Annotated in this window: 19 protein-coding genes; 8 read left to right on the top strand and 11 right to left on the bottom strand. The window is 66.0% G+C overall.

Going from position 1 to position 19275, the window contains the following annotated elements; translation table 11 throughout:
• Positions 1 to 47: 47 nt before the first annotated feature.
• Both feaR and hpaR read left to right on the top strand, forming a co-directional pair.
• Entirely contained in the window at positions 48 to 1004 is a 957-nt protein-coding gene (gene feaR, locus AC0J42_RS18585; protein ID WP_473002965.1) for a transcriptional regulator FeaR, read from the top strand.
• 76 nt (positions 1005 to 1080) lie between these two features.
• Complete coding sequence (gene hpaR / locus AC0J42_RS18580; protein WP_473002963.1) at positions 1081 to 1506, top strand: homoprotocatechuate degradation operon regulator HpaR; 426 nt, start codon at positions 1081 to 1083, stop codon at positions 1504 to 1506.
• 67 nt (positions 1507 to 1573) lie between these two features.
• Here the strand turns inward: hpaR and hpaI are convergent, their stop codons facing one another.
• From hpaI to AC0J42_RS18545, 7 genes are all read right to left on the bottom strand, one after another.
• Positions 1574 to 2368, bottom strand: coding sequence for a 4-hydroxy-2-oxoheptanedioate aldolase (gene hpaI / locus AC0J42_RS18575; RefSeq protein WP_473002961.1), 795 nt, complete (start codon positions 2366 to 2368; stop codon positions 1574 to 1576).
• Between the two features lie 115 nt (positions 2369 to 2483).
• Complete coding sequence (hpaH, locus tag AC0J42_RS18570) at positions 2484 to 3287, bottom strand: 2-oxo-hept-4-ene-1,7-dioate hydratase (RefSeq protein WP_268150593.1); 804 nt, start codon at positions 3285 to 3287, stop codon at positions 2484 to 2486.
• A 14-nt stretch (positions 3288 to 3301) separates the two neighbouring features.
• Positions 3302 to 3706 carry a 5-carboxymethyl-2-hydroxymuconate isomerase gene (locus AC0J42_RS18565; RefSeq protein WP_473002958.1) on the bottom strand — a complete coding sequence of 135 codons (405 nt, stop codon included), beginning with the start codon at positions 3704 to 3706 and terminating at the stop codon, positions 3302 to 3304.
• 12 nt (positions 3707 to 3718) lie between these two features.
• Positions 3719 to 4642 (bottom strand): 3,4-dihydroxyphenylacetate 2,3-dioxygenase, encoded by a 924-nt coding sequence (gene hpaD / locus AC0J42_RS18560; RefSeq protein ID WP_473002956.1) that lies wholly within the window; start codon positions 4640 to 4642, stop codon positions 3719 to 3721.
• Positions 4643 to 4767: 125 nt separating this feature from the next.
• Positions 4768 to 6228, bottom strand: coding sequence for a 5-carboxymethyl-2-hydroxymuconate semialdehyde dehydrogenase (gene hpaE / locus AC0J42_RS18555; protein ID WP_473002954.1), 1461 nt, complete (start codon positions 6226 to 6228; stop codon positions 4768 to 4770).
• A gap of 5 nt (positions 6229 to 6233) precedes the next feature.
• Entirely contained in the window at positions 6234 to 7001 is a 768-nt protein-coding gene (locus tag AC0J42_RS18550; RefSeq protein WP_473002952.1) for a fumarylacetoacetate hydrolase family protein, read from the bottom strand.
• Between the two features lie 10 nt (positions 7002 to 7011).
• Positions 7012 to 7671 carry a fumarylacetoacetate hydrolase family protein gene (locus tag AC0J42_RS18545; protein ID WP_473002950.1) on the bottom strand — a complete coding sequence of 220 codons (660 nt, stop codon included), beginning with the start codon at positions 7669 to 7671 and terminating at the stop codon, positions 7012 to 7014.
• Between the two features lie 151 nt (positions 7672 to 7822).
• Between AC0J42_RS18545 and hpaA the strand changes: the two genes are divergently transcribed.
• On the top strand, positions 7823 to 8728 hold the full coding sequence (hpaA, locus tag AC0J42_RS18540; protein WP_473002947.1) for a 4-hydroxyphenylacetate catabolism regulatory protein HpaA: 906 nt from the start codon (positions 7823 to 7825) through the stop codon (positions 8726 to 8728).
• Between the two features lie 215 nt (positions 8729 to 8943).
• Here the strand turns inward: hpaA and AC0J42_RS18535 are convergent, their stop codons facing one another.
• Both AC0J42_RS18535 and AC0J42_RS18530 read right to left on the bottom strand, forming a co-directional pair.
• Positions 8944 to 10200, bottom strand: a complete 1257-nt coding sequence (locus AC0J42_RS18535) for an OprD family porin (protein WP_473002945.1) — start codon at positions 10198 to 10200, stop codon at positions 8944 to 8946.
• A gap of 39 nt (positions 10201 to 10239) precedes the next feature.
• Positions 10240 to 11544: an MFS transporter gene (locus AC0J42_RS18530; protein ID WP_473002943.1), complete on the bottom strand. Its 1305-nt coding sequence runs from the start codon at positions 11542 to 11544 to the stop codon at positions 10240 to 10242.
• A gap of 287 nt (positions 11545 to 11831) precedes the next feature.
• On the opposite strand from AC0J42_RS18530, the gene AC0J42_RS18525 reads away from it, so the two are divergent.
• Both AC0J42_RS18525 and AC0J42_RS18520 read left to right on the top strand, forming a co-directional pair.
• A complete protein-coding gene (locus tag AC0J42_RS18525) occupies positions 11832 to 13001 on the top strand; it encodes a p-hydroxyphenylacetate 3-hydroxylase oxygenase component (protein ID WP_473002941.1) in 1170 nt (389 codons plus the stop codon).
• 34 nt (positions 13002 to 13035) lie between these two features.
• Positions 13036 to 13962 carry a p-hydroxyphenylacetate 3-hydroxylase reductase component gene (locus AC0J42_RS18520; protein WP_473002938.1) on the top strand — a complete coding sequence of 309 codons (927 nt, stop codon included), beginning with the start codon at positions 13036 to 13038 and terminating at the stop codon, positions 13960 to 13962.
• Positions 13963 to 14023: 61 nt separating this feature from the next.
• Here the strand turns inward: AC0J42_RS18520 and AC0J42_RS18515 are convergent, their stop codons facing one another.
• Entirely contained in the window at positions 14024 to 14845 is an 822-nt protein-coding gene (locus AC0J42_RS18515; RefSeq protein WP_473002936.1) for an AraC family transcriptional regulator, read from the bottom strand.
• Positions 14846 to 14992: 147 nt separating this feature from the next.
• Here AC0J42_RS18515 and AC0J42_RS18510 point away from each other — a divergent pair, with 147 nt between their 5' ends.
• Genes AC0J42_RS18510 through AC0J42_RS18500 form a run of 3 tightly spaced genes read left to right on the top strand, consistent with a single transcriptional unit; the run spans position 14993 to position 17912 of the window.
• Positions 14993 to 16129, top strand: coding sequence for a tyramine oxidase subunit B (locus tag AC0J42_RS18510; protein ID WP_473002935.1), 1137 nt, complete (start codon positions 14993 to 14995; stop codon positions 16127 to 16129).
• A 29-nt stretch (positions 16130 to 16158) separates the two neighbouring features.
• Positions 16159 to 16581 (top strand): RidA family protein, encoded by a 423-nt coding sequence (locus AC0J42_RS18505; RefSeq protein WP_473002934.1) that lies wholly within the window; start codon positions 16159 to 16161, stop codon positions 16579 to 16581.
• 35 nt (positions 16582 to 16616) lie between these two features.
• Positions 16617 to 17912, top strand: a complete 1296-nt coding sequence (locus tag AC0J42_RS18500) for an NAD(P)/FAD-dependent oxidoreductase (protein WP_473002932.1) — start codon at positions 16617 to 16619, stop codon at positions 17910 to 17912.
• A gap of 32 nt (positions 17913 to 17944) precedes the next feature.
• Here AC0J42_RS18500 and AC0J42_RS18495 read toward each other — a convergent pair whose 3' ends face one another.
• On the bottom strand, positions 17945 to 19171 hold the full coding sequence (locus tag AC0J42_RS18495; protein WP_473002930.1) for an MFS transporter: 1227 nt from the start codon (positions 19169 to 19171) through the stop codon (positions 17945 to 17947).
• Positions 19172 to 19275 lie beyond the last annotated feature (104 nt).

Below are 19275 nucleotides of genomic sequence, written 5' to 3'. Positions count from 1 at the left end.
TGTTAACTATTGAGGCACAAGAATAAGTAATGCGTGTGGAGGTATACATGAGCAGTCTGCAGCCGAGCCTGGATGGACTGGAGCGCTGGACCCGGACTATCCGCCAGATTTGTGGCCACTTCGACACGGAGCTGGCCTTCAACCGCGCGCTGTTCATTGGCGACATATCCCTGGCCTGCCGCGGCGGCCTGGAAGTGGCCACCCTGCGCACCAATGCCGGCCGCATCTCCCGCGCCGGCAATGCCCCCGACACCACCGACGATGGCCAATGCTTCCTGGTCAGCCAGCGTGCCGGCCATTCGCGCATCACCCAGGGCGGCGCCAGCGTCGAGCTGGGCCCGGGCGACCTGGCGCTGATGGACTCGGTGGGCGCCTGCCAGATCACCCCGTTCGGCCTGATCGAGCACGCTTCGCTGTCGCTGCCGCGCCCCCAGGTGCTCAAGCAGCTGGGGCAGGGCACTGCGGCGTTCGGCAAGATTTCCTCGAAGAAGATGTGCGGGCGGATGCTGCACCTGCTCGTGGACCAGCTGTGCCGCGAGGGCGAGCCCGAAGACCCTGACGGGGTGCGTGGCGACGCCCTGCAGGACGCCTTCGTGTCGTTGCTGGGCGGCAGTTTCGAGGGCCATGACGAAGGCCTGGGAACAATGGCGGAGCTGGGCAGCCGCCAGCTGCGCAGTCAGGTGCAGCAGGTCATTGGCGAGTCGCTGGGGCAACCCGGCCTGACCCCGGCCAGCCTGGCCCTGCGCCTGAATATCTCGGTGCGCCACCTGTACCGGCTGTTCGAGGAAGACGGCGACAGCGTCTGCCGCTACATCCAGCGGGCGCGCCTGCAGCGCAGCGCCGACGACTTGGGCAACCCGTTCCTGCGCGGCGAGTCCATTACCTCCATCGCCTATAAATGGGGCTTCACCGATTCGGCGCATTTCAGCCGCGCCTTCAAGAAGCAGTTCGAACAATCGCCCAAGGATTACCGTATCAATCACGCGATGACAGGGGCGGCCTGATCACTGTTCGCAGTGTCGTCGGCGCTGCGGAAATGCTAAATTAGTTAATCTATTAACTTGAATGCCTGGCCCTCCCATGTCCTCACCCCGACCGTCCTTGACCTTGAACCTGCTGCAGGCGCGTGAAGTGGCCATGAGCTTTTTCCGCCCGTCGTTGAACCAGCATGGGCTGACTGAACAGCAGTGGCGCATCATCCGTATCCTCAGCCAACAGGGCGAACTGGAAATCAACCAGCTGGCCGACCTGGCCTGCATCCTGCGGCCCAGCATGACGGGGGTGCTGACACGCATGGAGGCCGCCGGCATGGTGCGCCGGCGCAAGGCCGAGCAGGACCAGCGGCGGGTGCTGGTGCAACTGGACGCCGAGGGGGAGGCGCTGTTCGAGTCCATGAGCCAGGACATGGAACGCAACTACGGGCGCCTGCAAGAGCAGTTCGGCGAGGAAAAGCTCAAGACCCTGCTGGCGCTGCTCAACGACCTCAAGGCCCTCAAACGCCCGTAGCAGCCTTACACCGCGCCGTACCCGTCTGTAGCAGCGGCCGCAAGGCCGCGTCCAAACGCGCCGCGCGTCAGTAGACGCCGTTGCCGATGGCGGCCGGCGGGGTGTCCTTGAACTTCGCCGCCAGGCCCTGCAGCCCGCGCATCAGCACCGTGGTATCGACGCCCACCGCGACGAAGGCCGCGCCCAGTTCCAGGTAGCGCCGCGCCAGCGTTTCATCGGCGCTGAGGATGCCCGCCGCCTTGCCTGCCCGCTGCACCCGCACGATGGCGTCCTCGATGGCGGCCTGCACCTCGGGGTGCCCCGGGTTACCGCGGTGGCCCATGGCCGCGCTGAGGTCAGCCGGGCCGATGAACACGCCATCCACGCCTTCCACGGCGGCGATGGCGTCGAGGTTGGCCAGGCCCTCGCGGTTTTCTATCTGCACCAGCAGGCACATCTGTTCATCGGCCTGGTCCAGGTAACCCGGCACGGTGTTCCAGCGCGACGCCCGCGCCAGTGCACTGCCCACGCCGCGCACGCCGGACGGCGGGTAGCGGGTGGCGCGCACCAGTTCGCGGGCCTGCTCGGCGCTTTCCACCATGGGCACCAGCAGGGTCTGCACGCCAAGGTCCAGCACCTGCTTGATCAGCGCAGTGTCGCCGATAACCGGGCGGATCACCGGCTGGCTGGCGTACGGCGCCACGGCCTGCAACTGGCCCAGCAAGCTGCGCAGGTCGTTGGGGGCGTGCTCGCCGTCGATCAGCAGCCAGTCGAAACCGGCGTTGGCGGCCAGCTCTGCGCAGTACGGGTTGGCCAGGCCCAGCCACAGGCCGATCTGCGCCTGGCCGCTGCGCAGGCGTTGCTTGAAGGTGTTGATGATCATGCAAAAACTCCTGTAGCCGCTGCCGCAGGCTGCGCCGGCCCGCGTGAGCCCTGGAGATGTTCAGGGTACTCCAGGGCCAGCGCAGCCTGGCGGCAGCGGCTACGGTGATGGTGGGTTAGACAAAACGGCAGGCGATGGAACCGAGCATGTCGTAGTCGACATGGAAGGTGTCGCCCGGGTTGGCGGCCACGGGGCGGGTGAACGAACCGCCGAGGATCACCTGGCCCGGCTGCAGCGTCACGTCATAGGCCGCCAGCTTGTTGGCCAGCCAGGCCACGCCCTTGGCCGGGTGGTTGAGCACCGCAGCCGACACGCCCGATTCCTCGATCACGCCGTTGCGGTACAGCACCGCCGGCACTTTGCGCAGGTCGATCTCGGTAGGCCGCACGGCGCGGCCACCCATGACCACGCCGGCGTTGGCGGCGTTGTCGCTGATGGTGTCGAACACCTTGCGGGTGGCCTTGGTCTGCGGGTCGACCTGCTGGATGCGCGCGTCGATGATTTCCAGCGCCGGGATCACCCACTCGGTGGCGTCCAGCACGTCGAAGACGGTGACGTTGGGGCCCTTGAGCGGCTTGCCGAGGATGAACGCCAGCTCGACTTCCACGCGCGGCACGATGAAGCGGTTGAAGGGAATGTCACTGCCTTCGTCGAAGAACATGTCGTCCAGCAGCGCGCCGAAATCCGGCTCGGTGATGTTCGACGACACCTGCATGGCCCGCGAAGTGAGCCCGATCTTGTGGCCCACCAGCTTGCGCCCGGCCTTGATCTTGTTCTCTACCCACACGCGCTGGATGGCGTACGCGTCCTCGATGGTGATGTTCGGTTGGTCCAGGGAGAACTGGCGCACCTGTTCACGGCTGCGCTCGGCCTCGTCGAGGCGCTGGGCGGCTTGCTGGATGAAAGCGTGGTCGAGCATGGGAAACCTCGGAATCATTGGTTGAACAGGGGGTGCAGGCTGCTGCGCTTGGCGTCGTAGACCTGGCCGGGGCTTTCGTCGATCTGCAGGGTGATGCCCACCGGGCGGCGTTCCAGCAGGGGAGCCAGGTGGGCTTCCAGCACCTGGATCAGGGCATCGCCCACGGCCTTGTGCACGGCGGCGCTGCGGCCGGCGGCCATGCGCAGGTTGGCGTAGAGAAAGCCGTAGTCGCCATTGCCGTCGGCCACCGCGCAGTGCTGCGCCGGGTAGGCCAGCACGCGGGTGCCGCCGGTGGGGAACACCTGTTTGCCGGCTTCGTCACGCTGGGCCAGCATGGTGTCAGCCAGGGCGCGGGTCAGGCCCTTGAAGTCGGTTTCCGGTTCAAGGTCCGGGGTGTAGAGCAGTACCAGGTGAGGCATGGGAACTCCTGTTTACAGGCGGCTGGTGGACACCACATTGGCGAGGTTGGCGGCCTGCACGGGGGGAATGCGCGAGCCGTCTTGCGGCGTCACCGGGAAAATCGCGTTGATCTGCCCGGTGCCCGAGGCGGCGAAGTAGGGGGTCAACACCTCCACCTTGCCGTCGTACTCGGACCAGCCCAGCGCCCCCAGCAGCATGGCGGTGTCGTGCATGAAGCCTTCGCCGTGGCCCTTGGCCGCGTACTCGGGCAGCATGCCGCAGAACTCCTCCCACTCGCCGTTTTGCCACATCTGCACCACGCGCTCGTCCAGGGTTTCCAGGAACGGGCTCCAGATTTTCGTGGCGAACTGCGGCGCCTGGCCGTTCTGGGCAAAGCGGTGCGACAGCGAGCCGCTGGCCAGGAACGCCACGGTGCCGTCGTAGTGGTCCTCTACCGCCTTGCGCATGGCCCAGCCCAGCCGGGCGCTGTCGTTGAGGTAGTGCGAGGTGCACAGCGACGACACCGAGATCACCTTGAAGTGCTGGTCCTGGTTCATGTAGCGCATGGGCACCAGGGTGCCGTACTCGGGCGCCAGGGTGGTAGCGTGATGGGCCATGGTCTCGACGCCGAAGCGGTTGCCCACCTCGGCCAGGATCTGTCCCAGTTCGGGGTTGCCGGGGAATTCATAGCTCATGTTGCTGATGAAATGCGGCAGCTCGTTGCTGGTGTAGAGGCCCTTGAAGTGCGGGCCGCAGTTGATGTGGTAGTTGGCGTTGACCAGCCAGTGGGTGTCGAATACCACGATGGTGTCCACGCCCAGCTCGCGGCAGCGCCGGCTGATCTCGTGGTGGCCGTCGATGGCCGGCTGGCGGAAGCCCTTCATCGGGCCGTCCAGTTCGCTGACGTACATGGAGGGTACGTGGGTGATCTTGGCGGCTAAGGCGAGGGTGCCCATGGTCCGTCTCCTGAGTATTGTTGTTATGACGTAGCCGCTGCCGAAGGCTGCGCGGGCCCTGGAGTGCACTGGAGCACTTCAGGGCTCATGCTGGCCAGCGCAGCCTGGCGGCAGCGGCTACGGATTTATACGCCCCAGCGCGGGATGTGGTGGCTGCCCATGGAGATGCACACGTTCTTGATCTCGGCGAACACCTCGAAGCTGTACTGGCCACCTTCACGGCCGGTGCCCGAGCCTTTCACGCCACCGAACGGCTGGCGCAGGTCGCGCACGTTCTGGCTGTTGATGAACACCATGCCCGCCTCGATACCATAGGCCAGGCGGTGCGCCTTGCCGATGTCCTGGGTCCAGATGTAGGAGGCCAGGCCGTACTCGGTGTCGTTGGCCAGCTTTAGCGCCTCGGCCTCGTCCTTGAACGGGATCAGGCACACCACCGGGCCGAAGATCTCTTCCTGGGCGATGCGCATGTTGTTGTTCACGTCGGCGAACACCGTGGGCTGGATGAACTGCCCGCGCGCCAGGTGCGCCGGCAGGTTGGCCGGGCGCTCCAGGCCGCCAGCCAGCAGGGTGGCGCCTTCTTCCAGGCCAATCTTGATGTAGCCGGTGACCTTGTCGTAGTGGGCCTGGGTAATCATCGAGCCGACCTGGGTTTTCGGGTCCTGCGGGTCGCCGACGATCAGGCGCTTGGCGCGCGCGGCGAACTCGGCGACGAACTGCGGGTACACGCTTTCCTGGATGAAGATGCGGCTGCCGGCGGTGCAGCGCTCGCCGTTGAGCGAGAAGATGGTGAACAGCGCAGCGTCCAGGGCGCGCTCAAGGTCGGCGTCCTCGAAGATCAGCACCGGCGACTTGCCGCCCAGTTCCATGGAGTACTTCTTCAGGCCCGCTGTCTGCATGATCTTCTTGCCCGTGGCGGTGCCGCCGGTGAAGGAGATGGCGCGCACGTCCGGGTGGCGCACCAGGGCATCGCCGGCGGTGGCGCCGTAGCCCTGGATCACGTTGAGCACGCCGTTGGGGATGCCGGCTTCCACGGCCAGGCGCCCCAGTTCGTTGGCGGTCAGCGGCGACAGTTCGCTCATCTTCAACACGGCGGTGTTGCCCAGCGCCAGGCACGGCGCGGTCTTCCAGGTGGCGGTCATGAACGGCACGTTCCACGGCGACACCAAGCCACACACGCCCACCGGCTGGTACAGGGTGTAGTTGAGCATCTGGTCATCGACCGGGTAGCTGTGGCCGTCCATGCGCGTGCACACTTCGGCGAAGAAGTCGAAGTTGTGCGAGGCGCGCGGAATCAGCACGTTCTTGGTCTGGTGAATCGGCAGCCCGGTGTCCAGGGTTTCCAGCTCGGCCAGGTGCGGCACGTTCTGGTCGATCAGCTCGCCCAGCTTGCGCATCAGCCTGGCGCGTTCCTTGGCGGGGGTCGCCGCCCATTTCGGGAAGGCTTCCTTGGCCGCAGCCACGGCTTGCGCGACTTCCTCGGCGCCGCCGCTGGCAACTTCACCAATGGCTTCGCCGGTGGCCGGGTTGTAGTTGACGAACACGTCCTTGCTTGCGACTTCGCGGCCGTTGATCCAGTGCTTGATCATGATGATTACGCCTTATTGTTCTTGAAGAAATCAGCTTCGCTGACGATACGGTTGACCAGCCGGCCCACGCCTTCCACTTCCACCACCACCTCATCGCCCGGCACCACGTCGGCCAGGCCCTCGGGCGTGCCGGTGGCGATCATGTCGCCCGGTTGCAGGGTCATGAAGCTGGACAGGTATTCGATCAAGAAGGGGATGTCGAAGATCATGTCGGCGGTGCTGCCTTCCTGGCGCAGCTCGCCGTTGATCCAGGTGCGCAGGGTCAGGTTGCTGACGTCGGGCACATCGCTCACATCGACGATCCATGGGCCGACCGGGGTGGTGGCGTCGCGGTTTTTTACCCGCAGGTTGGGGCGGTAGTAGTTTTCCAGGTAGTCGCGGATCGCGTAGTCGTTGCACACGGTGTAGCCGGCCACGTACTGCAGGGCGTCCTCGCGCTTGACGTTGCGCGCCGGCTTGCCGATCACCGCCACCAGCTCGCACTCGTAATGCATGTAGGCAACGTTGTCCGGGCGCCAGGTAACCTGGTTGTGGCCGGTGTAGGTGCCCGGCGACTTGACGAAGGCCAGCGGCTCGGTGGGCGGCGCGAAGGCCAGCTCCTTGGCGTGGTCGGCGTAGTTCAGGCCCAGGGCGAACATGCTGCCGCTGGCAGGCGGCAGCCACTGCACCTGGTGTTCGCCCAGCAGGCGGCCATCGGCCAGGCGCACGGCGTTGGCGGCCTCGACGGTGACCGCGTGGTCCTGGCCTTCAAAACGAATTTTGGCGTGTTTCATCTGCGTTCCCTTACTCGGCCACGATGCGGTTGGTGAGCCGGCCAAGGCCGGTGATGTCCACGTCCACGCGGTCGCCGGGGCGTACGTCGACGCGGCCCTCGGGGGTGCCGGTGATCAGCACGTCGCCGGCGTGCAGGGTCATGAACTCGCTGAGTTCGGCGATCAGCTGGGGGATGCCGCGCACCAGGTTGGCGGTAGTGTTTTCCTGCACCAGCTCATCGTTGACGAACAGCTTGAGGGTCAGCTGGTGCGGGTCGGCAATGGCGTCCACCGGCACCAGGGTCGGGCCCAGGGCGCAGAAACCGTCGCGGCACTTGGCTTTTACGGCGGGGCGGTAGTAGCTGTCTTCCGGCAGGCTGAATTCGTTGACGATGGTGTAGCCGGCCACGTAGGCCAGGGCGTCGGCGGCGCTGACGCGGCTGGCGTCCTTGCCGATTACCACGCCCAGTGCCGGGCCAGGTTGCAGGTGCTCGACGCCGGCTGGGTAGACCACGTCGCCCTGGTGCACGTTGCGGGTGTTGGGGGTCTTGATGAACAGCACCGGCTTGACCGGCGCCTGCTTGTAGGGCGGCTGGTCGAATTCGGCGAGGCGTTGTTGCAGCAGGCCCTGGTAGTTCAGCGCAACGCCGAACAGGGTACCGGTCGCAATGTCATGCAGGGCACGGCTCATGCGGATCTCCTGGTGGAGCAGGGCGGGTCGGCCCTGCGAAAAGTAATTAATGTGTTAACTTTATAATTAAGAAGTTAATCATCGTCAAGCGTGGCACAATGGCCGTGCGGGCCGGCCAGCCACGCCATAACAAGAACATCGAGGTCGCGACATGAAGGACAGGCAACCCATCCCCAACATCAACATTGGCCAGGTCTACGACCAGCGCTACAGCGACGCCGAGGTGCACTACGACCGCCTGGGCAACCTGGCCGGGTTCTTTGGCCGCAACATGCCGGTGCACCGCCACGATCGGTTTTTCCAGGTGCATTACGTCAAGAGTGGCACTGTGCGGGTGTACCTGGATGACCAGCAGTTCGTGGAGTCGGGGCCGATGTTTTTCCTCACGCCGCCGACCATTCCGCACTCGTTCGTCACCGAGGCCGACGCCGATGGGCATGTGCTGACGGTGCGCCAGCAACTGGTGTGGCAGTTGATCGAGGCCGACGCCGCCTTGGCGCCCGGCCCGCAGCTGCCGGCCGCCTGCGTGGCGCTGGCGCACCTGGGGCCTGAGTACAGGGGCGAGATCGCTCGGCTGGAGCGTTTGTTCGACGAGCTGGCGTGCGAAATCGAGGCCGACCAGCCGGGGCGGGCGGCGGCCCTGGAATACTTGACGCGCTTGATCATGATCAGCCTGCTGCGCCTGTGCGCCAACTCGCTGGCCGCGCGCCCGGCGCGCCATGAAGACCTGAAGATCTTCCACCGCTTCAACGAATTGATCGAGGTGCACTACCGCCAGCACTGGCCGCTGTCCAGCTACGCCTGCGGCATCGGCGTGACCGAAGCGCGGCTCAACGACGTGTGCCGGCGTATCGCCGACCTGCCGTCCAAGCGGCTGATCCAGGAGCGCCTGATGCAGGAAGCGCGGCGCCTGCTGCTGTACACCGGCAGCTCGGCCAACGAAATCTGTTTCGCGTTGGGGTTCAAGGACCCGGCGTATTTCAGCCGGTTTTTCCAGCGCTACGCGCAGATGACCCCGGGTGAATACCGGCAGCGGCAGGCGGGTTTGAAGGGGTGACGGCGTGCTCATTATTGTTATCGCATGGCGTGTGACCTGGGCTCCATGATTGCCGCTGGGCGTGCTGCCGGAAATGGCGTTTCGCTGGGTCTGATTGTACTTTTCATGGCAACCTGTAGCAGCGGCCGCCAGGCCGCGTCACAGGCACTGCGCGCCAGCTGATACACCGCGTGCGCCAGACGCCGCCTTCGGCAGCTGCTACAGGACGGCGCCAGCTACCACAACGCCAGGGTGTAGCCGATGATCAGCCGGTTCTCGTCGATGGCGGTGGTCAAGCCGCTGCCCGAACGAAACGCTGCGTTGCGCCAGCGCACGCTGACGTCCTTCAGCGGGCCGCTTTGCACCACGTACACCAGGTCGGTATCGCGTTCGCGCTCGCGGCCATCCGCCACCGTAGTCGTGCGCACGTGGCGGCCGTCCACGTAGCGGGTCATGAAGGTCAGGCCGGGAATCCCCAAGGCTGCGAAGTTGTAGTCGTAGCGTGCCTGCCAGGCATCGGTGCCGGCCTTGGTGAAGGGGCTGATGGTCACGAGGTTGACGGAGTAGGGGTCCAGCCCCGGGTAGGCAAAGTCACCATCACCGGCCAGGTGCTGATACCCCACGCCGAACTTGTGGGGCCCGTCGCCCAGGGTCAGCATGCCGTTGAAAAAGCGGTTGTCGATGCGCCCGCCATCCACCCGGCTGGCACTGCGGTAAGCGTCGTCACCCTGCTCGCGGGTGACGAAGTAGCGCAGGTCGCTGTGCAGCTTCAGGCGTTCACCCAGGGGCAGGTCATGCACCAGGCCGATGAAGTGCTGGCGGTAAATGTCCTGCATTTGCCCGTAGTAATAGCTGGCGGCCAGGGTGGGCGTCACCCGCCAGGTGCCGCCGGCCAGGTCCAGGTGGTCGCTGTCGACGCCGCCGTAGCTCATGGCGTCATTGCTGGAAGAGTCGCGCAGGTTCTGCCGGGTCAGGCGCCCGGCGTTCAGGGTCAGCCCGGTGAGGTCCTGGCTGCTCAGCAGCGTGCCGGTGTAGGTCGAAGGCAGCAGGCGCACGTCGTTGTACGTCGCCACCGGCAGTTGCGGCAGCAGGGTGCCGACCTTGAGCACGGTCTGGCTGACCCGGGCCTTGGCGGTCAGCCCCAATTCGCTGAAGTCATCGGCTGGCTGGTGGCTGGCGCCATAGGGCAGCAGCCCGGTGCCCCGCAGGTCGGGGCTGGAGTCCAGTTTCACGCCCAACTCCCCCAGCGCGTCCAGGCCAAAGCCCACCGGGCCCTGGGTGTAGCCCGATTCCATGCGCAGGATAAAGCCCTGGGCCCACTCGGCGGCCATGCTCTGGGCCGCGCCCGGTTGGCGAAAATCGCGGTTGAGGTAGAAATTGCGCAGTTCGAGGCTGGCCTTGCTGTCCTGGATAAAGTCGGCGTGGGCGGCCAGCGGGGCGAGCGCCGCGCACAGGCCGGCCCCCGCGGTGCGGCGAAACAGGCGTGCATGCATGGGGTGATTCCTTTGTTATTGTTGTGAAATCGCGGTGGTTTACTGCGGGTTGACGATGGCTGCCCGGGTGCGCAGCACCAGCAGCCCGCCCAACGTGATGAACCCCGCCAGCACATACAGCGCCAGGCTGGTGCTGTGGGTGGTATCGCGCATCCAGCCGATCAGGTAGGGCGCCAGGAACGAAGCCACGCTGCCGATGGAGCTGATCAGGGCAATGCCCGCCGCCTGGGTGTTGTTGGCCAGGAAGGCCGGCGGCAGCTGCCAGAACATCGGCAGGGCGGCGCTGGCGCCCATGCCGGCGATCACCAGGCCGGTCATCACCAGCGGCGCATGCGTTGGCGCGACACCGGCCAGGGCGATGCCCAGCGCCGCCATCAGCAGTGGTACCAGCAGGTGCCAGCGGCGCTCGCGCTGGCGGTCCGAAGAGCGCCCGCAGCCGAGCATGAACAGGCAGCCGGCCAGGTAGGGCACGGCGCTGAGCACGCCCACCTGGCCGTCACTGCCGATGCCGGCGCCATGGATCAGCGTCGGCATCCAGAACGCCAGGGTATTGACCGCCAGCATCACCGCAAAATAGATCGCCACCAGCAGCCACACGTCGCCGTCGCGCACGATCCCGCCCAGGGAGGTGATGGATTTGCGCTGCTCCTCGCCGGCCATTTCTTCGCGCAGCTCGCGCTTTTGCGCGGCGCTCAGCCAGCTGACGCGTTCGAAATGGTCAGGCAGGGCCTTGAGCACCACCAGGCCCAGCACCACCACCGGCAGGCCTTCGATCAGGAACATCCATTGCCAGCCGCGCAGCCCGCCCACGTCATGGAAGGCCTGCAGGATGCCCCCCGACAACGGCCCGCCCACCACGCCCGCCATGGGCACGGCAATGGCAAACAGCGCCGTGACCTGTGCCCGCCGCCGCGCCGGGTACCAGCGGTTGAGCAGCACCAGGATGCCAGGGAAAAACCCGGCCTCGGCCACCCCCAGCAGGAACCGCAGTGCATAGAATCCCGTGGCGCCATCGATCCACAGCATGCTGGTGGACAGCAGCCCCCACACCACCATCAGCGTGGCGATCCAGCGCCGCGGGCCCACCCGCTCCAGGGCCAGGTTGCTGGGCACGCCGAACAGCGCGTAGGCGATGAAGAACAGTCCGGCGCCGAAGCCGTACACCGTGTCGCTCAGGTGCAGGTCGGCGCTCATCTGCATCTTGGCGAAGCCGATGTTGATGCGGTCCAGGTGGGCGAACAGGTAGCACAGCAGCAACAGCGGCATCAGCCGCCAGGTGATCAATGAATGGGTGGAGCGGGAGCCGGCCGCCGGGGCCGTGGACGCGGAAGAGACGGTGCGCATGAGGGATGTTTTCCGTTTTTGTTTTTGTTGATGTCTTGATCATGCGGGGCGGGGGCGGAGGGTGAAATGCAATTTGCACAGGACGGCTTGCACTTTTCACGACGGGGGGTTGCAGTTGGTTTTGCCGTGCCATGAAAAGTGCAATCGGCAATCCGGAACGTGCATTTTCCGGCTCTGGTGGCGACCACATACTGAAATGGCATTCATGAATGAGCCTGCGCAAGCCGCCCCAACCGGGCAGGAACGACAGGCTCATGGTCCCCCCCAATAATAAACAGAGTGGCACCATGAAAAAGCCCAACCCCCTGCTCGAAGACCTCAAGGCCATCCTGCCGCCCATCGCCGCCAATGCCTTTGCTGCCGAAAAAGACCGCAGCGTGCCCGCCGAAAACATCGCCCTGCTGAAAAGCATCGGCATGCACCGCGCCTTCCTGCCCAAGAAGTTCGGCGGCATGGAAATCTCCCTGCCGCAGTTCGCCGACTGCATCGCCCTGTTGGCCGGCGCCTGCGCCAGCACCGCCTGGGCCATGAGCCTGCTGTGTACTCATAGCCACCAGCTGGCGATGTTCCCCGCCCGGCTGCAGCAGGAAGTGTGGGGCGAGAACCCCGACGCCACGGCCAGCAGCAGCATCGCGCCGTTCGGCCGTACCCAGGAAGTGGAGGGCGGCGTGAGCTTCAGCGGCGAAATGGGCTGGAGCAGCGGCTGCGATCACGCCGAGTGGGCCATCGTCGGCTTCCGCCGCACGAACGCCGAAGGCAGCCAGGACTATTGCTTCGCGGTGCTGCCGCGCAGCGACTACCAGATTCGTGACGACTGGTACGCGGTAGGCATGCGTGGCAGCGGCAGCAAGACCCTGATCATCGACAACGCCTTCGTGCCCGAGCACCGTATCCAGAAGGCCAAGGACATGATGGAAGGCAAGTCCGCCGGGTTTGGCCTGTACCCCGACAGCAAGATTTTCTACTCACCGTACCGCCCCTATTTCGCCAGCGGCTTCTCCACCGTCAGCCTCGGCGTGGCCGAGCGCATGCTGGAGGTGTTCCGCGAGAAAACCCGCAACCGCGTGCGCGCTTACACCGGCGCTGCGGTCGGCGCGGCCACCCCGGCATTGATGCGCCTGGCCGAATCCACCCACCAGGTGGCAGCCGCCCGGGCGTTCCTGGAGAAGACCTGGCAAGAGCACGCCGAGCACAGCGAGGCCCACCGATACCCCAGCCGCGAGACCCTGGCCTTCTGGCGCACCAACCAGGGCTACGCCACCAAGATGTGCATCCAGGCCGTGGACCGGCTGATGGAAGCGGCGGGCGGCGGGGCGTGGTTCGAGACCAACGAGCTGCAGCGCCTGTTCCGTGACGCGCACCTCACCGGCGCCCACGCCTACACCGACTATGACGTGTGCGCGCAGATCCTGGGCCGCGAGCTGATGGGGCTGGAGCCGGACCCCAGCATGGTCTGAGCCGTTTGCCCTCACTTGATAATTGGAGCCTGCCATGTCTACCGCATTCGACACCCGCGCCTTCCGCCGCGCCCTGGGCAACTTCGCCACCGGCGTCACCGTGGTCACTGCCGCTGCCGCCGATGGCCGCACGGTCGGCGTCACTGCCAACAGCTTCAACTCCGTGTCCCTGGACCCACCGCTGATCCTGTGGAGCCTCGACAAGCGCTCCAGCAGCCACGAGGTGTTCGAACTGGCCAGCCACTTCGCCGTCAACATCCTGGCCGCCGACCAGATCGACCTGTCCAACAACTTCGCTCGCCCCAAAGACGACCGCTTCGCCGGCATCGACCACCAGCCCGGCGAGGGCGGCGCGCCGGTGCTCGCTGATTGCTCGGCGCGTTTTCACTGCGAGAAATTCCAGCAAGTGGATGGCGGCGACCACTGGATCATGATCGGCAAGGTGGTGCAGTTCGACGACTTCGGCCGCTCGCCGCTGCTGTATCACCAGGGCGCCTACTCCATGGTGCTGCCGCACACGCGCATGACCCGGCGGGAGGAAGGCCAGCCGCCGAGCAGTCACTTCCAGGGCCGCCTGAGCCACAACCTGTATTACCTGATGACCCAGGCATTAAGGGCGTACCAGGCCAGCTACCAGCCACGGCAGCTGTCCACCGGCCTGCGCACCAGCGAGGCGCGCATGCTGATGGTGCTGGAGAATGATGCGGGCCTGAGCCGCTGCGAGCTGCTGCGCGAAGTGGCCATGCCTGCGCACGAGGTCGACGAGGCGGTGGCCAACCTCAAGCGCAAGGGGCTGGTCAGTGACGATGAGGCGCGCGTGCGCCTGACCGTCAAGGGCATCGATGAAACCGAGGCGCTGTGGACGATTGCCCGCGAGCAGCAGGACAAGGTTTTCGGCCAATTCAGCGATGAGCAGATCAACACCTTCAAGACCGTGCTCAAGGCCGTCATCAATCTGTGACGCGGCCTGCGGCCGCTGCTACATACCTCTGTAGCAGCTGCCGCCAGGCGGCGTTTAGCCCTCAAGCAAACGTGATCCGCCCCGCATACCCATCCCCCGCCACCCGCCGCCGATACTCATGGGGCGTGGCGCTCACCAGTTGCTTGAAATCGCGCAGGAAATGCGACTGGTCGCTGAAGCCCAACTCCACCGCCAGCTCGGCATACGCCGTCGCCGTCCCTGCGCCAATTACATCCAGTGCCGCCTGGCAGCGAATGATCCGGCAAAACGTCTTGGGGCTCATGCCCGTGTCCTGGCTGAACAGCCGGTGAATGGTGCGGCTGGTGTAGCCGCTCAAGGCTTCCAGCTGCGCCATGCGCAGGTCACCGCGCTGGCGTAGCGCGGTCTGGATCACCATGGCCGTGACGGCCGAGGTGCGCGCCATCAGGCTGGGCGCCAGGTGGTCATTGAACAGGCTGATCTGCTCGCCCAGCGCCTGGCTCTGCACAATGCGCTCGAAGATGGTGCGGGCGAACGGCGTGGCCTCCATCAGGTCCAGCTCTTGCTCGGTCAGTTCCTGCGCCAGCACCTTGATGAAGCCGGGCACCACCCCCGGGGTAAAACGCACGCCGAAGTAATGGTGGTTGCGCTGCAGGGTCACCGGCTGCGCTTGCAGCGTGGTGCCGCAGATGCGCGCGGCAGGGGCGGTGGCGTCGCAGTCGAAGATGATGTCCACGCAGCCGTCCGGCACCGCCAGCAACGCCTGGGCGCTGTCCGCCACGTCGAACGCATAGAAATGCGACAAGGCCGGGTGCGCGGAGTGAGCCACCGCGTAGCGCGAGGAATTGAGCACGAACCACGGTTGCCCGTAGGCGGCGCGTTGCGGGAGGGGTGAAGCTGTCATGGGCGAACCTGCAAGTGACTGCTTTTGCTTGGTTTTCAAGAAGCAAGATTCGCGCCGCGTGCCTGTCCGATTTTTACAATACCCACGTTCGCCGGCTGCGGATACTCATCCCACAACAAGCGCCACGGCCTTCAAGGTGAGAAAACCATGTCCACTACCACGATCGATTTCATCTACCTGTCCGAGCAGGACATGATCCGCGCCGGCGTCACCGACATGCCGGCCTGCGTCGACACCATGGAAGAAATGTTCGGCCTGTTGTACCAGGGCGACTACCGCATGGCCGGTCCCAACAACGACTCCCACGGCGCCATGGTGACCTTCCCGGAAAACTCGCCGTTCCCCAACATGCCCAAGCCCACCGCCGACCGCCGCATGATGGCCATGCCGGCCTACCTGGGCGGCAGCTTCTGCACCGCGGGCGTGAAGTGGTATGGCTCCAACGTCGCCAACCGCGAGAAGGGCCTGCCGCGTTCGATCCTGATGTTCACCCTCAACGACCCCGACACCGGCGCACCGCTGGCGCACATGTCGGCCAACCTGCTGTCGGCCTATCGCACCGGTGCCATCCCCGGCGTCGGCGCCCGCCACCTGGCGCGCAAGGATTCGAAGGTGATTGGCCTGCTGGGCCCGGGCGTGATGGGCAAGACCACGGTGGCTGCGTTCATTGCCGTGTGCCCGCAAATCGACACCATCAAGGTCAAGGGCAGAGGCCAGAAAAGCCTGGATGATTTCATCACCTGGGTGAAGGTCACCTACCCGCAAGTCACCACCATCGAGGTGGTCGACACCCTCGAGGAGGTGGTACGCGGCTCCGACCTTGTTACCTATTGTAGCTCTGGCGCCGTGGGCGACCCCAGCGTCTACCCAATTGTGCGCCGCGAGTGGGTCAAGCCCGGTGCCTTCCTGGCCATGCCGGCCTCGTGCAGCCTGGACGCCGGCATGGAAGCGGGCGATGTGCGCAAGGTGCTCGACAACACCGGCCTCTACCAGGCCTGGTACGAAGAACTGCCCAAGCCCGCCCACCACTGCGTGCCGGTGATTGGCGTGCGGTTCATGGACATGATCGCCGAAGGCACGCTGCGCCCCGACGAGCTGGAGGACATCGGCAAGATCATCGCCGGCGACGGCGAGGGCCGCCGCAACGACGAGGAAATCATCATCATGTCCGTGGGCGGCATGCCCGTGGAAGACGTGGCCTGGGGCACCGTGGTGTACCGCAAGGCTGTCGAGCAGGGCATCGGCGTGAAGCTGAATCTGTGGGAAACCCCGGTGCTCAGCTGATTCCATTTTTACTCCCAGAAGGCAAGACCATGACGCAAATCATCAAGCTCAAGAGCGGTTCCGTGTTCGAGGAAAAGGCCAGCTATTCGCGGCTGGTGGCGGTAGACAACTGGATCTACGTGTCCAACACCGCAGGCCGCAACCCGGTCACCAAGCTGATCCCCGAGGACGTGCTGGAGCAGGCCCACCAAGTGTTTGCCAACATCGAGGCGGCCCTGGCGGCAGTGGATGCCAGCCTGGCCGACGTGGTGTGCTCGCGGGTGTTCATCCAGGACCCGGCCGACGTGCCGAAGGTCATGGACCTGATCGGCGAGAAATTCCGCGGCATCGACCCGGCCAGCACCGTCACCTGCCCGCCGCTGGGCTCCACGGTCTACAAGGTGGAGCTGGAGGTCACCGCCTACCGCAACGCCTCGCGCGCCCAGGTCCAGACCCTCAACCTGGGCCAGTAGGCTTTCCTTTTTCCTCTGCATGACGAGTCCTGACCATGGCACCCCGCATCGAGCCCGTGCACACCTCCCAGCAACTGCCCGCCAGCACCACGGTGGTGATCATCGGCGGTGGCATCATCGGCCTGACTGCCGCCCTGACCCTGGCCGAACGTAACATTCCCGTGGTGGTGCTGGAGAAGGGCCGGCTCGCGGGCGAGCAGTCGTCACGCAACCTGGGCTGGGTGCGCAAGACCAGCCGCCACGCCGACGATATCCCCCTGGCGCTGGCGGCAGACCGGCTGTGGGCGCGGATGCCGGAACGCGTCGGTGCCGATGTCGGCTATCGGCAGGCGGGCATCATGTTCGTCGGCCGCACCGAGGCGCAGATGGCCATGCATGCCGGGTGGCTGCAGTCGGTGCAGCAACTGGGGCTGGACTCGCGGCTGCTGAGCAAGCGCGAGATCGACGCCCTGGTGCCGGGCGGGCAGGGCCACTGGGAGGGGGGCATCCATACCCCCTCCGATGCCCGCGCCGAACCGACCCTGGCCAGCAGCGCCATTGCCCGCGCCGCCATGGCCCTGGGCGTGGTGATCATCGAGCAATGCGCCGTGCGCACCCTGCAGACCCAGGGCGGCCGGGTCAGCGGCGTGGTGACGGAAAAGGGCGAGATTCGCTGTGAGCAGGTGCTGCTGGCCGGTGGCCTGTGGTCGCGACGCTTCCTGGGTAACCATGGGGTGTCGCTGCCGACCCTGCCGCTCACCTGTTCGGTGTTGCGCACCCGGCCCATGGAAGGCCCGACCGAAATTGCCGTGGGGGCGCCGGACTTCTCGTTTCGCAAGCACAAGGACGGCGGCTTCATCATCACCCAGCGCGGCAAGCTGGATGCATTCCTGACCCTGGACCACCTGCTGCTCGGCAAGCAGTACCTGCCACAGCTCAAGGCCCAGCGCGACTTCCTGAAAATTTCCCTGGGCAAGTATTTCTTCAACGACCTGGGCCTGGCGCGGCGCTGGCAGGCAGGGGACGTCAGCCCCTTCGAGCGCGTGCGCGTGCAGGACCCGCGCGCCAACGCTGGCCTCAACCAGGACGCCCTGGACAACCTGCGCGCGGCCTGGCCGGTGTTTGCCCAGGCACAGGTTGCCCAGGCCTGGGCCGGCACCATCGACGTCACGCCCGACTCCAACCCGGTGATCGGCCCGGTGGCGAAGATTCCGGGGCTGACCCTGGCCACCGGCTTCTCCGGCCATGGCTTTGGCACCTCGCCGGCAGCCGGGCACCTGGCGGCGGACCTGGTCAGCGGGCACGCGCCCATCATCGACCCGGCGCCGTACCGGTTCGAGCGCTTCGCGTAGCAGCGGCCGCAGGCCGCGTCACAGGCACCGCCTCAGCCAGGCTGTACCGCCAGCTCATTGCTGACACTACGCCCCAGCACCAGCACCGTGACAAAGCCTGCGCCCACCAGCGCCGTGGCCAGGCTCAGCAGCATCGCGGTGCCGAACTGGTCGACGATGCGCCCGCCGAAGAACGAGCCCACGGCAATGATCACCTGGAACATCGCCACGAACAGCGGCATGCCGCGTTCCACGTCCTTGGGCGCGACCACGAACATCCAGATGCTGGCGCAGGCCGGGAAGGCGCCGAAGGCGAAGCCCCACAGGCCGATCAGCATGGCCGCGCCGGTCATGCCGGTGGCGAAGTGCGGGAACAGGGCGGTGCTGGTGCCGATCACCACCGCCACCAGCAGCAGGGTGTGGCGCACGCTGCGGTTGGCGGCGAAGCCGGCGAACACGTTGCCCAGCACCCCGGCCACGCCGTAGAGCAGCAACAGCGAGCCAATGGTCGGCCCATCGAAGCCGGCGCTCTGCTTGAAGAACGGCGCCACGTAGGTGTACGCGGCAAAGTGCGCCAGGCCGATCAGCAGCACCGCAATCAGGCCAACCCGCGCCTGTGGGTTGATGAACAGCGCCGGCAGGTCACTGACGCGAATCGCCTTGTCGGGGTTGAGCCGCGGCAGCAGCAACACCTGCGCCAACAGCACCGGCACGCCCACCAGGGCGGTCACCAGGAAGGTCATGCGCCAGCCCATCAGGCCGCTGAGCCAGGTGCCCACCGGCACGCCCAGCACCGTGGCCAGGGTGACCCCGACCATGATGATCGAGGTGGCCTGGGCCACGCCGACGCCCTTGGGCGCCAGGCGGCCGCTGAGGGCGATGGCCGTGGCCCAGAAACCACCGATGCTGATGCCCAGCAGCACGCGGCCGAACAGCAGCAGGCTGAAATCGCTGGCGTAGGCCACCACGGCGTTGGCGATGATCATGTTCAGGGTCAGGCCGACCAGCAGGTAGCGCCGGTCCATGGCGCCGATGCCCACCGACAGCAGGGGGGCGGCGAGGGCGGCCATGATGCCGGGCAGGGTCACCATCAGGCCGGCATGGCCGGCGCTGATGCCCAGGTCGCTGGCGACGTCGTTGAGCACGCCCACGGGCAGGAATTCACTGGTCACCAGGGCGAAGGCGCCCACGGCGACGGAGAGTATCGCCAGCCACTGCTGGAGCACGCTCTGTTGGTTATGTTCGGGACGGCCGCGAGGGGCCTGGCTAGCGCTTGGCATGGTACTGGGTTCCAAGTGGGGAAAGCCGCCTGAAGCAGGCGGGCGAAGCGGGGGGAAAGATTGGAGGCAATTATAGGGGGCGGCGTTGGCAGGCCGACAGGCGG

Source organism: Pseudomonas sp. Tav-5-1A, assembly GCF_055755055.1.
This window is presented reverse-complemented; position numbering and strand designations above follow the sequence as displayed.

What these genes read in the sequence shown, in the direction of transcription:
- AC0J42_RS18510 (WP_473002935.1), top strand. Translation starts at nt 14,993, where the DNA reads ATGTCCACTACCACGATCGATTTCATCTACCTGTCCGAGCAGGACATG.
- feaR (WP_473002965.1), top strand. Translation starts at nt 48, where the DNA reads ATGAGCAGTCTGCAGCCGAGCCTGGATGGACTGGAGCGCTGGACCCGG.
- AC0J42_RS18535 (WP_473002945.1), bottom strand. Translation starts at nt 10,200, where the DNA reads ATGCATGCACGCCTGTTTCGCCGCACCGCGGGGGCCGGCCTGTGCGCG.
- hpaI (WP_473002961.1), bottom strand. Translation starts at nt 2,368, where the DNA reads ATGATCATCAACACCTTCAAGCAACGCCTGCGCAGCGGCCAGGCGCAG.
- AC0J42_RS18565 (WP_473002958.1), bottom strand. Translation starts at nt 3,706, where the DNA reads ATGCCTCACCTGGTACTGCTCTACACCCCGGACCTTGAACCGGAAACC.
- AC0J42_RS18500 (WP_473002932.1), top strand. Translation starts at nt 16,617, where the DNA reads ATGGCACCCCGCATCGAGCCCGTGCACACCTCCCAGCAACTGCCCGCC.
- AC0J42_RS18525 (WP_473002941.1), top strand. Translation starts at nt 11,832, where the DNA reads ATGAAAAAGCCCAACCCCCTGCTCGAAGACCTCAAGGCCATCCTGCCG.
- AC0J42_RS18545 (WP_473002950.1), bottom strand. Translation starts at nt 7,671, where the DNA reads ATGAGCCGTGCCCTGCATGACATTGCGACCGGTACCCTGTTCGGCGTT.
- hpaH (WP_268150593.1), bottom strand. Translation starts at nt 3,287, where the DNA reads ATGCTCGACCACGCTTTCATCCAGCAAGCCGCCCAGCGCCTCGACGAG.
- AC0J42_RS18530 (WP_473002943.1), bottom strand. Translation starts at nt 11,544, where the DNA reads ATGCGCACCGTCTCTTCCGCGTCCACGGCCCCGGCGGCCGGCTCCCGC.
- hpaR (WP_473002963.1), top strand. Translation starts at nt 1,081, where the DNA reads ATGTCCTCACCCCGACCGTCCTTGACCTTGAACCTGCTGCAGGCGCGT.
- hpaE (WP_473002954.1), bottom strand. Translation starts at nt 6,228, where the DNA reads ATGATCAAGCACTGGATCAACGGCCGCGAAGTCGCAAGCAAGGACGTG.
- hpaD (WP_473002956.1), bottom strand. Translation starts at nt 4,642, where the DNA reads ATGGGCACCCTCGCCTTAGCCGCCAAGATCACCCACGTACCCTCCATG.
- AC0J42_RS18520 (WP_473002938.1), top strand. Translation starts at nt 13,036, where the DNA reads ATGTCTACCGCATTCGACACCCGCGCCTTCCGCCGCGCCCTGGGCAAC.
- AC0J42_RS18495 (WP_473002930.1), bottom strand. Translation starts at nt 19,171, where the DNA reads ATGCCAAGCGCTAGCCAGGCCCCTCGCGGCCGTCCCGAACATAACCAA.
- AC0J42_RS18505 (WP_473002934.1), top strand. Translation starts at nt 16,159, where the DNA reads ATGACGCAAATCATCAAGCTCAAGAGCGGTTCCGTGTTCGAGGAAAAG.
- hpaA (WP_473002947.1), top strand. Translation starts at nt 7,823, where the DNA reads ATGAAGGACAGGCAACCCATCCCCAACATCAACATTGGCCAGGTCTAC.
- AC0J42_RS18515 (WP_473002936.1), bottom strand. Translation starts at nt 14,845, where the DNA reads ATGACAGCTTCACCCCTCCCGCAACGCGCCGCCTACGGGCAACCGTGG.
- AC0J42_RS18550 (WP_473002952.1), bottom strand. Translation starts at nt 7,001, where the DNA reads ATGAAACACGCCAAAATTCGTTTTGAAGGCCAGGACCACGCGGTCACC.